The sequence below is a fragment of the Rhodohalobacter sp. genome (assembly GCF_041686455.1).
GTDB lineage: Bacteria > Bacteroidota > Rhodothermia > Balneolales > Balneolaceae > Rhodohalobacter.
On the sequence record NZ_JAWLDW010000036.1, the window covers coordinates 10,714 to 23,166 of the forward strand.

Consider the following 12,453-nt stretch of genomic DNA (forward strand, 5'->3'; position numbering starts at 1 on the left):
ACAATCAAAATTTGGTTTTAACCATCTACAGTTGCAAAATCCCCTCAAATAAAAAAGGCCGGAAAAACCGGCCTTCTTTTTATAAACATTATGTTGTCTGATACTTAGTCAGCGATGGAGTGTGAAGATACTACTGTTCTGGATATTTGATTGCCGTCGGAAAAGCCAACAGTTTCGTAGGCCATCAGTACACCGCTCTCCTCTTTCCAGTCTCCGTATTCCATGGTTACAGTTACCCGCTGTCCCTGCTGCGGATCCATCTGCCGGTACTCTGCCTGAGCAGGCAGTGATGTTTCGGGGTCTATATAGAGCTCGAAAGGCATCTCATCGTTAATACGAATATGAGCATATTCACTGCCATTCAGCTCCTTCATTCCCAGAAATTCTACATCCAGTTGATCTCTGTTAAGAGCAAGGTACAGATAGTTCCTGTAAAGCTCTGACTTGGCTTCGGCGAGTTGTTGTGGCTGCATTCTCATCTCATTACCACCCATTCGCATTACGCCTTGTCCATCAGCAACCTCAACCGTTACCTCACCCATTGGAGCATTGATTACAGATGTAATACGCTCCTCTTCGAAATTGATGGTCTGAGAAACTTTAACAGTCATTTCTCCGCCAGGACTTTGTACAATGTTATCTGCCTCAAACGACAAATCGGATTCAAATGCTCCGTTAGGTAACAGGGCAGTAGCCATTCTGTCTAACCACTGTTTACCCATTTCTGCGTCACCGGCTACAACTTCTTTGTCGTCAGCCTGTTCAGGAATTGTGATGTCTATCTCATTCACATCACCATACTTGTTCAGCTGATCTCCTATTTCATTCGAATTACCCACAACCAGGATTTGGACATCATTAGGCCTCAGATAGTTTTGTGCAACTTCCATGATATCCTCTGCTTGAACCTCTCGAATCTCCTCAACCAGCCGATCAAAAGTATCTTCAGGAAGACCTGCATAATCATAGCCTAGTCTTTCATTGAGAATACTTGCACGGCTATCATATCTGAAAACCAGCGAGTTCAAAAACTGATCTTTAGTCTGCTGCAGCTCTTCTTCCGTAACGGGTTCATTTTGTAATCGCTCGATTTCTCCAATAATGGCATCAATCGCTTCAGCAGTTGTTTCGCTGGCGGTCATAACGCCCGCAGTGAATGTTCCGGGATAAAATGTTCCGCTACCGTATGAACCAAATACAGAATAAGCGAGTCCCATATCAGATCTTACAACTTGAAACAGTCTGCTCGAAAAACCACCGCTAAGCACCTGATTCATAACCTGAAGTTTAGCGTAATCAGGATTATCACGCATACCTCCAATATGACCCAAAAGCACGTAACTTTGATTTACATCCTGTTTATCGACGAAATTAATAGTGCTCTCGAAATCATAGTTTACATCAGGAATATCGAGTGTAATCTCTTCACCGGCAGGTATATCAGAAAATGCAGTCTCCAGCTTTGTTTTCATCTCATCTATATCAAAATCACCCAAAACACCGATCATCATGTTATTACCCACAAAAGATCGCTGATGAAGATTCATCATATCTTCACGGGTAATGTTATCAATCGTTTCGTATTCTGTGTGGCGTGCAATAACGGAATCTTCTCCGTAAATGAGTTTCCGAAATTCACGGTTAGCAACACTTCCCTGATCATCATTACGGCGAGAGATATTAGACTTGGACTGGGTTTTTGCCAACTCGATTTTCTCCTCAGAAAAAAGTGGATTCCTAAGCAGATCGATAAAAACAGGCAGAAGTTTTTCAAAATCTTCTTCCAGCACATTCATGGAAGCAGAGCCTGAAGTAAGGCTAATGCCGGTTTCCATCCGAGCAGCTCTGTTTTCGAGAAGCTCGTTCAGTTCATCATCAGGATACATTTCTGACCCGGCAGATCTCATCACCGTACCCGTTAGGGAGGCTCTTCCAATCTTGTCTGCCGGATCGAGAAAAGAGCCGGTTCGAACTCTCACATTTAAATTAATTAAGGGTAGTTCGCGATCTTCAACAAGATAAAATCGAATACCGTTATCAAGCTCAAAAATCTCAATATCTGGCATTTCAAAGTTATTGATTTCCGGAAACTGTATTTCATCCCAACGACTTTGGGCATCCATTGCCTGTAAGCCTGCTAAAAGAAAAACAATCGTAGTTAGAATAAATTTTTTCATGGTTTTGCCCTTTAGTTTTCTTCAGTATTACTTGTTACTTCTTCTTCAGCAGATTCATTTTTAATCATACCAACAGTACGATTGTCTTTCACAAAATAGGTCTGCGCAACACGCTGAAGATCTTCTAAAGTAACTGCTTCAAGTGCTTCAAGAGCGTTAAAAGATTCTTTCCAGCTACCTCGCTGAGCATGACTCTCTGCAAATCCGAGCGCTAATCCCATGTTGCTGTTCAAACTTCGAACCTGACTTGCACGTGCGTTTGTTATTGCCCTGTCCAGTTCCTCCTGAGTAATATCTCCATCCTTTACTTTTTGAAACTCTTCCTCAATAATGGCTTCTACCTCTTCCAGAGAAACTCCCTGATTTGGAACTGCGAGTGTCATAAACAGGCCGGGATATTTTGTACCTGGAAATCCATTAAATGCCTGCACGGCTAAAGCCATCTGCTCGTCTTCTACAAGTCGCTTGTAAAGTCTGGATGTTCTTCCCTGTGATATTATGGCTCCAACCAATTGAAGTGCGGCAAAATCAGGGTGTGTTTGAGAAACCGTGTGGTAGCCTGATAGAAAAAATGGCTGTGACTCCTCTACCATAACAAAACGGCGTTCTCCACGCTGTTCTGGTTCTTTTGTTATCACCTCAGGTGCTGGCCGACCTGACTCCATACGGCCAAAGTAGGTTTCAGCAAGTTCTTTGATATTCGAAGGATCAACATCACCTGCAATAGCAATGGTTATGTTACTTGGTGTGTAGTACTTCTGATAAAATCTTTGAGCATCCTCTATAGATGTACCCTGAATATCAGAAGCCCAGCCAATAACCGGATTTTTATAGGGATGTGCCGAATAGGCAACACTCAAAAACTCTTCAATAAGTCGGCCAACGGGATTTGAGTCTGTACGCATTCTTCGCTCTTCCATCACAACGTCTTTTTCCGCAAAGAACTCCCGAAAAACCGGATTCAAAAATCGATCAGACTCTAAAGAAAACCATAACTCAGCTCTGTTTTCCGGCAAGCTGTAGAAATATCCGGTAGCATCTGCACTTGTAAATGCATTTAAACCGGTACCGCCATTCTGTTCAATGATCTGAGTGAATTCATTACTCACAACATATTGATCAGCTTCTTCAACTGCTTCATCAAAGCGTTTCATCAACCATTCAACTCTCTCCTGATCGGGGTTGGGCTTGCTTTGCTCACGGACCCATTGGCGGTAGAGGAAATCGGCTCGGGTAATAGCAGCTTTCTCTTTTTCCCAATCCGTTGTTCCAATTTCGTTTGTGCCCTTGAAGGCCATATGTTCAAAAATATGAGCAACACCTGTGTTACCGACAGGTTCGTTTACACTTCCAACGTTTACAAACGTCACAAATGAAGCAACCGGTGCCACCGGACGTTCAATTACGATAAAGTGCAAACCATTGTCCAGAGTAAATTCTGTCACTTTTTCTTCAAATGTCTCCAATCCCTGAGCGAATAAAATCGCCGGCATGGCCAGGACAAATACAATACTTGTTAGTAGCTTGTTTTTTTTGGTCATAACTGTCTTGAATAGTTTATGGTTAATGAACGGGTGCTTCTACGAAAAACTGTTTATAAAGTTTCAAAATCTCCCCATCATTATTACAAAGGGAGAATGGAGTTATTTGTATAAAAAATCAATACTTAATGCTAAGAAATACAATAATGCATTCCATAAAAAAAGCCAATCGTTATAAAGCGATTGGCCTGCATAAGTTTAGATTTTTAGAAATCAGATTTCAGATTGTTAAACCCCCGTCAATTACATATTGAGCACCTGTGATAAACGTACTTTCATCGGATGCCAAAAACACCGCCAGGTCTGCGACTTCATCATTATTTGCGTAGCGCCCTAAAGGTATCATCTGCTCAAAACCTTTTTTCGCTTCTTCACCACCGCCGGGTGCAAACCCCTCTTCCAGAGAACGCATCATTCTATTGTCAACAGGGCTAGGGTGTATCGTGTTAACCCGAACCTTATCGGCCGCGCCCTCCAGTGCCCCAACTTTCATTGCGCCTATCGTAGCATGTTTGCTGGTAACATAAGCACTAACGTTAGGTGTACCCTGTAAACCGGCAACGGATGATGTGATCATAATGCTGCCTCCTCCGTTCTTCTTCATGTGAGGAAATGCATGTTTCATGCCTAGCCATACACCCTTAACATTCACGTCCATCACTTGATCAAAGGTTTCTTCGGGGTATTCCTCAATTGGTTTAACAACCCCTTCAACCCCCGCATTTAGGAACAGCACATCTATCTTTTTAAAAAGATCAATGGCTTTGTCAGTGTACTTCTTTACGTCTTCGCTTTTTTTAACGTCCGCAGATACGTAGTGAATTTTATCACTGTCAATTTCTGCAGTTGCTTCTTTCAAAGCGTCCTCACTCAGATCAACCAGCAGGATTCCGGTTGCTCCTTCTTCGAGCATCTTTTTGGCGGTTGCCAACCCAATACCCCCTGCTCCACCGGTAATTACAACACTCTTGTTTTTTAGTCTCATACTTTCCTCCCCGGATAAACCTCTTTTTATTTATTATTAGTGTTAAGCTTCTTCGAAATCCTTCTCGTCCGGCCGAACGGTGATTACCGGTTTCGTAACATACTGAGCAACTTTCTCAGCTGTAGAACCAAGAATCAGATGAGCAAATCCACTCCTACCGTGAGTTGCCATCATAACAAGATCAGCATTCTCTGAAGCGTAGTTTTCAATCTCATAGTGAGCAGAAACTCCCTTCTCAATTTTCGTAAATAGAGGTATGGTTCGGCTCTGATCACCATCTGTTATTACGATTTCATCTTCGAATGTTACACCGGTTCTTTGTACGTGAACGTTATCAATTTTCCGTTTACTGAGATAATTATTCAAGCGCTCGATGATCGCCTCATAAATTGATAAGGACTCCCCTTTTTCAGGTGATCTTGGTATTTCTTCAGAAATACTTCCGTACAATTCAATTACATGAAATAGTGTTATACTGGCCTCAAATGAATCGGCAAGGGCTGCAGCCATTGGAAACGACGCCAATGAAAGTTCCGAAGTATCTGTGGTAACAGCGATATTTTTTACTTTATCGACATTGAAACGATCTTCAACTGAAAATACCGGAATTTTTGATCGCCGGATCACTCGCTCTGTCACGCTTCCGCGAAGCATTTTTGTTTCGTGGGCACCCTTGGCCCCAATCAAAATCAAATCGTAATCATTCTTTTTAGCATATTCAACAATAGCATCGGAAGGCCGCCGGTCGATCTTTACAATTTTTTCTCCTCGATTCTCTTCAACTACGTAAGCAGCCATCGCCTTCTCAACTTTTTTCTCTGCTTCCTCGATAACCCGGGGATAAATATCTTTATCCATATCGAGGGGCACACCCAATCTTTTTATACTTTCATTTAAGTACTTGAGTGTTGGTACAATGTGAATAAAATCGATCTTACCGCCAAACTTCTTAGCTATTTTTTGGGCAACAGCATATGCTCCCTCAGCTCCCTTTGAAAAATCCGTTGGTACCAGAATTTTATTGAATGTAATCATGATTTTAGTCTGCTTTTGATATTAGAGTTCAAATAGTTCTTTAAATCGGTGAAAACCTTCTGACACCTTAAAACTTCGTCTATATCCTATACTTTAATTTTGGAGTTTCTCGTCTATTAAGCAAGAAATATTTAGCTTATCTGAAAATATTTCAACGATTTGGAGATCTTTTCCGCAGGAAAGCAATACCTATAATTAATAAGAATCCCAGGCCAATGCCAACCATCCCCTGTGTAAGGTTTACCTCGCGTTCTGTCTCATCATTTTCTTTTTTGGGAAAGTAGGGCTTACTTGAAATTAATTTTCTGGAAACAGATTCCACTACAATCATCCGCTCGCCATTTTCTGTCTCTATCTCTTCACCAAGCCGTTGATATTCCGGTTGATTTGGAATTCCGTCTCGATCTTTCAATTCAGTTATCAGCTGGTGCTCCGTTGATAACATTTCACTACTGCTCACAGTTTCTTCATATTCACGATCTTGATATGGCCATATTACGTATAGAGAACCAATCAGAAAGCCAATCAGTATAAGAAGAGTTATGGAGTAATAGCGGTTTAGTAACCACGAAAGTGCTCTGGAAAAGAGTATCAAGCCTGTTGCAGCACCAATCACAAACGGTAATATGTTTATCAGCGCCTGCCCCGTTTCGGCTGAGCCTATAGCACCAAGCTGGGTTAGTACGTAGTCATATTTTCTGAAAATCAATAATATGTACGATCCTGATATGCCGGGTAAAATCATTGCACAAATCGCAATCGAACCGCTTATAAATACATACCAGAAAGTCTCAGGGGTTTCGGCAGGAACCAGTGTAACAACCCAAAACCCGATAGCAGATCCAACCAGAAGGGGAAACAGCGCTTTTATATTCCGATTTTCATTATCCAGCTCTGCAATCAAAAGGAACACGGATCCAAGAATCAACCCAAAAAACAGGCCATAAACAAGTTCAGGGTGCGTGAACATATAAACCTGTAATGGAACAATACGCGTAAAAAAGATGATAGCCAGTATAATTCCTATAAAGAGAAGTAGTAAAAACTTCCAGTGAAAATGCTCAAACACCTTATTGAATCTTAACTTAAAAAGATGTTTTACTACCTTGCTGTCAACACTTTTAATCGCATATATCAAACGATGATAAATGCCTGTAATAAGAGCTAAAGTACCACCGCTAACTCCAGGCACAATATCAGCCGATCCCATTAAAAACCCCTTAATAATCAGATATGGAGATTCTTTCCAATCTGTCTTATCACGATTTTCACGTTCTGTTTTACTCAACTATCTAACTTTTTAAAAATTTTCATTCCAATGCAGCATTTTCATTGACTGCATCGTGCTTGTAGTATCTCATCGCATTCAGTATAGAGAATGTTGCCCCTAAAGACGAAACTGCAATAACCGTCATCATGGAGTGTGAAACTGCCAACGGCCCGGAAAATACAAAATCTATCAACCAACCCGTTAAAGGCGGGCCAACTCCAAAACCTGCCACACTTATTACAAAAAGATATAATCCCCCTGCAAGAGCTCTTTTTCTTGACGGAACAAAATATTGAATGATTGCTGCCGCAACGCCATTATATGATGAGGAAAATAACACACCAATTCCCATAAACAGAAACGCCATTTCGGGAGTGTCTGCGTACAGCCCTAAAACGTAAAATGGAACCCCACCTAAAGCAGCAAATATCCCCATAAAATAGCGTCTTTTCGGTTTAACCTGAGCCAATTTATCCGCAGTTTTACCTGAAAGGATCACCATAATCCCAACACCAAACATAAACCATCCATAAAGTGGAATCAGGTCAGGTCTCTGATGAATGTCATTAAAAACATTTCCGATGAACGCAAGAATAGTATATCCCATACATGCCAAAAATGAGAAGCCCATCAGGTGAAAAACAACAGACTTTTTTGATAAAAGCAGCCCCAAATCTGATAAGATATTTACATCGTTACTTTCAGCTTTTCTTTTTTTATCCGGTTCCCGAACTAGAAACCAGGTGAGAGGAGCCAGAATCAGGCCGGGCACTCCAACTACAATCATTGCCACTTTCCAATCGTACTGTAAAGAGACGCTCCCGCCAACCAAAAATGATAAACCAACTCCAATAAAAATACCACTCGCGTATATCGAAAAAACCGTTGCTCTATGTTTGGGAGAAAAAGCATCTGCAAGGTAGGAGTATACTGCGGGGCTTAGCATCGCCTGACTTAATCCAACAAACATTCTCGCTGTAACCAGAAATGCAAAAGAAGCTGCAAAACCGCTCAATACCGTCATTAAACTCCAGATAAAAAGACCGGTACATATCATCAATTTTCTTGATGTTTTATCTGCAAGGCGTCCCATTGGAATTCCGGCCAAAGCATAGACAAACGAAAAGACCGGTCCGTAAAGCAAGCCGATCTGGAAATTGCTCAATACCAGAGAGTCCCGTATTTGAGTGCCCAAAACAGCAACGATTTGACGATCTACAAAACTTAAAATGTAGATAAGAGTAAATAAGAGTACTGTACCGTAAGCAGCGTACTTCTTCATTTATCGAGTTCGGTTATTATTGATGGGCAAGTTTACGAATTCGAATCCCGAATATGAAGTATTCGCCATTACTTATTCCATCAAACGAAAGTGATAAAAATTTTATTTAAATAACGACATCCATATGTTGAGTGAAATCAAGGTCAATTTCAAACAAAAAATTAACAGTGGCTAAACTTCCAAAAAAGACTAAAAAACAGAAAGAGCTCGCAAAAATTATTTTGGAAGAGCTTTATGAACACTATCCAAACCCGGTTTGCGAATTAAATCACAGAAATCCTTTTGAGTTATTAATTGCAACGATACTCAGTGCGCAATGCACGGATGTTCGTGTAAATAAAGTAACACCGGCACTTTTTGAAGCATACCCCACTCCGGAAACTATGGCCGAAGCTCCACTGGAAGAATTGGAGGAATTGGTTCGAACAACAGGCTTTTATCGTAATAAAGCAAAGTCCTTAAAGGAGGCCTCCACTACCATTGTTGAGGAGTTTGATGGGGAAGTACCTGACACCATGAAAGATCTGCTTAAACTAAGAGGTGCAGCCCGGAAAACTGCGAATGTGGTTCTTGGAAATGCCTTCAATAAAAATGTCGGCGTAGTTGTGGACACACACGTAAAAAGACTTTCTAACCGATTTGGACTGACTAAAGAGAAAAAAAATACCAACAAGATCGAAAAGGATTTGATGGCACTTTTTCCCCAGGAGCACTGGACAAATTTATCGCATTTGATGATTCATCACGGAAGAAATGCCTGCAAGGCCAGACTGTCTGAACCGCCAGATCACCCTATCTGTATTAAGTACGGGAAAAAATGTGAATGCTGGAAAATGAGAGGACAAACCAAAAATGAATGACACTCTTCTTTTTGATTCTTTGACATCTCCAATACCGGGAATTCGGCAGGATTTAAATATTGTACCCATTAAAGATGATGGACGAGACCTGCTTTATTTCCACGATGTGATGGGCTATGCTTCACCTAATTTTGCACTCGACAGTCAGGTTCAAACTGTTCTCTCATTAATTAACAATCGAACATCAATTAAGGAAATCTGCGAACTTTCCAATGGTAATATATCTACAGATGAGCTTCTCGAATTCATTCAGCTGCTAGATCAAAACCGAATATTAAACACTAAACATTTTAAGCTCTTCTCAAATAAAATTGAGAAGCAGTTTGAAAAAAGCTCTGTTCGAAAACCGGTCTTGGCCGGACGAAGTTATCCTGAGAATCCTGAACAGTTAGATGAATATTTAACTACAATTTTTGAAAAAACAAGTCCTTCTTCTGCTCATAAAGCTAAAGCGCTTTACGCACCTCATATTGAGCTAAGCGTTGGTCAAGATCAATATGTGGAGGCATTTTCTCGTTTAAGCAGTCTAAAACCAAAACGAGTGGTCATTTTAGCAACAAGTCATTATGCAGGATACTTTCCGGATATTTACGATGGAAAACCTTTTATAGCAACCAATAAAGATTTCAAACTACCCCATCGTTTATTTGAAACTGATCGCGACTATTTAAATCGATTGAATAATGGTGGTTCAGATATTGGAATCACCTTTTCTGACAGGGCTCACAGAATAGAACACAGCATAGAAACTCATCTACTGTTTGCCTCTCATTTTTGGGAACACGACTTCCGGATTGTACCCATAGCAATTGGATCATTTGATGAGATTCTCTACCACAATTCAGGTGATTTGGCAGGAAAAATAGATCGTTTTACAGATCAGCTTAAAGCATTGGATGATGATGAAACCTTTTATCTCATCAGCGGTGATTTATCACACGTTGGAAAGAAATTTGGTGATGAAACGATAGCAGAATTAATGAAAGATGATATTCAGGTAATTGATAAGAATTTTCTTGAGGCTTCAGTGAATATGAATTCAAGTCAAATACTTAGCAATCTTTCTGCACATTACAACTCAAGCAGAATCTGTGGTTTTCCACCGCTGTACACCTTTATAAATTCTTTCGGTAATCTAAACGGAGAACAAATTAACTATCATTGGTGGGATGAAACTTCAACCGAAAGCGCTGTCTCCTTCGGATCCATAATTTATTGTTGAAAGAATCAGAGTTTACCAAAAATACTTCTCAGCTTCAGTGTCCAGACTCTCCAAATTGCTTCTCTTACAATGGACTTAGACATTTTAGAAACCCCCTCTTCTCTCTCCTTAAAAATGATGGACACTTCACTTAATTTAAAACCGGCTTTCCATGCCCTGAAGTGAATTTCAATCTGAAAAGCGTAACCATTTGATCGAATCTTCTTCAGATCAATGGCCTCCAGGACTTTATGATGAATACATTTAAATCCAGCTGTCGTATCCTTTACGGGAATACCTGTTATAATCCGGGCATATAAATTTGCACAATAGGAAAGAATCAATCGTCTCAATGGCCAGTTTATGATACTAATTCCCTTGCTATATCTTGAACCGATGGCCAGATCAGCCGTACCATTTTCGACAACCTCTACCAACCGTGGTAAATCATTTGGGTCATGAGAAAAATCAGCATCCATTTCGCATACATAATCATAATCATGTTCCAAAGCGTACTCAAATCCTCTTACATACGCTGTACCTAAACCTTGTTTACCCTCTCTTTCTATAATATTCACTCTTTCAGGATATTCCTTGATTTTATTTTTAATCAAGTCAGCTGTTCCGTCAGGTGAGCCATCGTCTACAAAGAGAATATCGATCTCCGGCTCTAAGTCCATCACAACGTCAACCAGTCTTGAAACGTTGTGGGATTCATTATACGTCGGAATAATGACGATGGTCTTGGATTTCATTTTCTTGTTTGATTTATTCGAAACAGTATTCTTAACTGTTAATACTTACCTGTGATGCTTATTTTCATACCCTGAGAATGCTGAAAATAGCGTGTTCTAATTACAAATAATAAATATTTCTTTGTTTACACTACATCAACAATCAAAGCAGACAAAAGCCAGAACAGGAACTTTAAAAACTGATCACGGGGAAATACAGACTCCAATATTTATGCCTGTTGGCACATTGGGTACAGTTAAAGCTGTAGACCAGGATGATCTTTTAAATAAGGTGAAAGCTCAGATTATACTGGGTAATACATATCATCTCTACCTAAGGCCCGGGAATGAAATAATGCAGTCTGCAGGCGGATTGCACAAATTTATGGGATGGGACGAACCTATTCTAACTGATTCCGGCGGTTACCAAATCTTTTCTCTTTCTGATATTCGTGAACTTAAAGAAAAAGGAGCAACCTTTAAAAGTCATCTGGATGGATCAAAACATCTCTTTACACCTGAAAATGTAGTGGAGACTCAGAGAATTCTAGGCTCTGATATCATGATGATATTGGATGAGTGTCCACCTTATCCTGCCGAACGTGATTATGTTGAAAATTCAATGAAGTTAACGCACAGGTGGGCAAAAAGAGGGCGCAAACATTTCTTGAAAACTAAACCGCTTTATGGTCACAATCAGCTTCAATTTGGTATTGTACAAGGCGGCGTTCACAAAGACCTGCGCAAAGAGTCATCACAATATATGGCTTCACTCGATTTTGAAGGATTGGCCATAGGCGGTTTAAGTGTGGGTGAGCCTACAGAACTGATGTACGACATTACAGATTTCAATACCGATCATTTACCGGAGAATAAACCAAGATATTTAATGGGAGTCGGCACACCTGCAAATCTATTGCAAAATATTGCCTACGGAGTTGACATGTTTGATTGTGTAATGCCTACACGTAACGCCAGAAATGGAATGATTTTTACCCGCCATGGAAAAGTGAATGTAAGAAATGCTAAATGGAAGCATCATCACAAACCGTTCGACACCGATTTTCCATCAGAACTTTGTCATCGTTATAATATGAGTTATATCCATCATCTTATAAAATCAAATGAGATTCTTGGGCTTGAACTGACATCTAAACATAACCTTACATTTTATCTTTGGTTGATGCAGGTGGTAAAAGAAAGAATCAATGAGGGTACATTTGGAGAATGGTATCAGGATATGATGAAAACGGTAGACAGAAAAGTCTAACCCACACAAAAACCATTTCGTGGGAGGTGGAGAGTTTTGGGATAAAAAAAAGCCCCTGAGCGCGAAGCGCTGAGGGGCTTGGAGTATAAAGATGAGGC

Annotated in this window: 10 protein-coding genes; 3 read left to right on the top strand and 7 right to left on the bottom strand. The window is 40.4% G+C overall.

All coding sequences use genetic code 11. The annotated features are described in order from the left end of the window. Nucleotides 1-104 precede the first annotated feature (104 nt). From ACESM0_RS06435 to ACESM0_RS06460, 6 genes are all read right to left on the bottom strand, one after another. Complete coding sequence (locus ACESM0_RS06435; protein ID WP_372904789.1) at nucleotides 105-2,177, bottom strand: M16 family metallopeptidase; 2,073 nt, start codon at nucleotides 2,175-2,177, stop codon at nucleotides 105-107. Nucleotides 2,178-2,188: 11 nt separating this feature from the next. Further along, nucleotides 2,189-3,718, bottom strand: coding sequence for a M16 family metallopeptidase (locus ACESM0_RS06440; protein ID WP_372904791.1), 1,530 nt, complete (start codon nucleotides 3,716-3,718; stop codon nucleotides 2,189-2,191). A gap of 220 nt (nucleotides 3,719-3,938) precedes the next feature. Continuing rightward, nucleotides 3,939-4,703 carry an SDR family NAD(P)-dependent oxidoreductase gene (locus ACESM0_RS06445; RefSeq protein ID WP_372904793.1) on the bottom strand — a complete coding sequence of 255 codons (765 nt, stop codon included), beginning with the start codon at nucleotides 4,701-4,703 and terminating at the stop codon, nucleotides 3,939-3,941. 42 nt (nucleotides 4,704-4,745) lie between these two features. Continuing rightward, nucleotides 4,746-5,738, bottom strand: a complete 993-nt coding sequence (locus ACESM0_RS06450; protein WP_372904795.1) for a universal stress protein — start codon at nucleotides 5,736-5,738, stop codon at nucleotides 4,746-4,748. Between the two features lie 151 nt (nucleotides 5,739-5,889). Then, the gene (locus ACESM0_RS06455; RefSeq protein WP_372904797.1) at nucleotides 5,890-7,026 is read right to left on the bottom strand and encodes a DUF368 domain-containing protein; all 1,137 of its coding nucleotides are present in this window, start codon (nucleotides 7,024-7,026) and stop codon (nucleotides 5,890-5,892) included. Between the two features lie 22 nt (nucleotides 7,027-7,048). Beyond that, on the bottom strand, nucleotides 7,049-8,290 hold the full coding sequence (locus tag ACESM0_RS06460) for a spinster family MFS transporter (protein WP_372904799.1): 1,242 nt from the start codon (nucleotides 8,288-8,290) through the stop codon (nucleotides 7,049-7,051). Nucleotides 8,291-8,457: 167 nt separating this feature from the next. Between ACESM0_RS06460 and nth the strand changes: the two genes are divergently transcribed. Further along, nucleotides 8,458-9,150 carry an endonuclease III gene (nth, locus tag ACESM0_RS06465; RefSeq protein ID WP_372904801.1) on the top strand — a complete coding sequence of 231 codons (693 nt, stop codon included), beginning with the start codon at nucleotides 8,458-8,460 and terminating at the stop codon, nucleotides 9,148-9,150. Further along, nucleotides 9,143-10,372 carry an AmmeMemoRadiSam system protein B gene (amrB, locus tag ACESM0_RS06470; RefSeq protein WP_372904803.1) on the top strand — a complete coding sequence of 410 codons (1,230 nt, stop codon included), beginning with the start codon at nucleotides 9,143-9,145 and terminating at the stop codon, nucleotides 10,370-10,372. The genes nth and amrB overlap by 8 nt, the downstream gene beginning before the upstream one ends. Nucleotides 10,373-10,377: 5 nt before the next feature. Here the strand turns inward: amrB and ACESM0_RS06475 are convergent, their stop codons facing one another. After that, nucleotides 10,378-11,106 carry a polyprenol monophosphomannose synthase gene (locus ACESM0_RS06475; RefSeq protein WP_372904805.1) on the bottom strand — a complete coding sequence of 243 codons (729 nt, stop codon included), beginning with the start codon at nucleotides 11,104-11,106 and terminating at the stop codon, nucleotides 10,378-10,380. Nucleotides 11,107-11,227: 121 nt separating this feature from the next. Between ACESM0_RS06475 and tgt the strand changes: the two genes are divergently transcribed. Further along, the gene (gene tgt, locus ACESM0_RS06480) at nucleotides 11,228-12,355 is read left to right on the top strand and encodes a tRNA guanosine(34) transglycosylase Tgt (RefSeq protein WP_372904807.1); all 1,128 of its coding nucleotides are present in this window, start codon (nucleotides 11,228-11,230) and stop codon (nucleotides 12,353-12,355) included. Nucleotides 12,356-12,453: the final 98 nt, after the last annotated feature.

Bases quoted from the DNA above. Each gene is read 5' to 3' on its own strand.
- ACESM0_RS06435 (WP_372904789.1), bottom strand. From the start codon at position 2,177: ATGAAAAAATTTATTCTAACTACGATTGTTTTTCTTTTAGCAGGCTTA.
- ACESM0_RS06440 (WP_372904791.1), bottom strand. From the start codon at position 3,718: ATGACCAAAAAAAACAAGCTACTAACAAGTATTGTATTTGTCCTGGCC.
- ACESM0_RS06445 (WP_372904793.1), bottom strand. From the start codon at position 4,703: ATGAGACTAAAAAACAAGAGTGTTGTAATTACCGGTGGAGCAGGGGGT.
- ACESM0_RS06450 (WP_372904795.1), bottom strand. From the start codon at position 5,738: ATGATTACATTCAATAAAATTCTGGTACCAACGGATTTTTCAAAGGGA.
- ACESM0_RS06460 (WP_372904799.1), bottom strand. From the start codon at position 8,290: ATGAAGAAGTACGCTGCTTACGGTACAGTACTCTTATTTACTCTTATC.
- amrB (WP_372904803.1), top strand. From the start codon at position 9,143: ATGAATGACACTCTTCTTTTTGATTCTTTGACATCTCCAATACCGGGA.
- ACESM0_RS06475 (WP_372904805.1), bottom strand. From the start codon at position 11,106: ATGAAATCCAAGACCATCGTCATTATTCCGACGTATAATGAATCCCAC.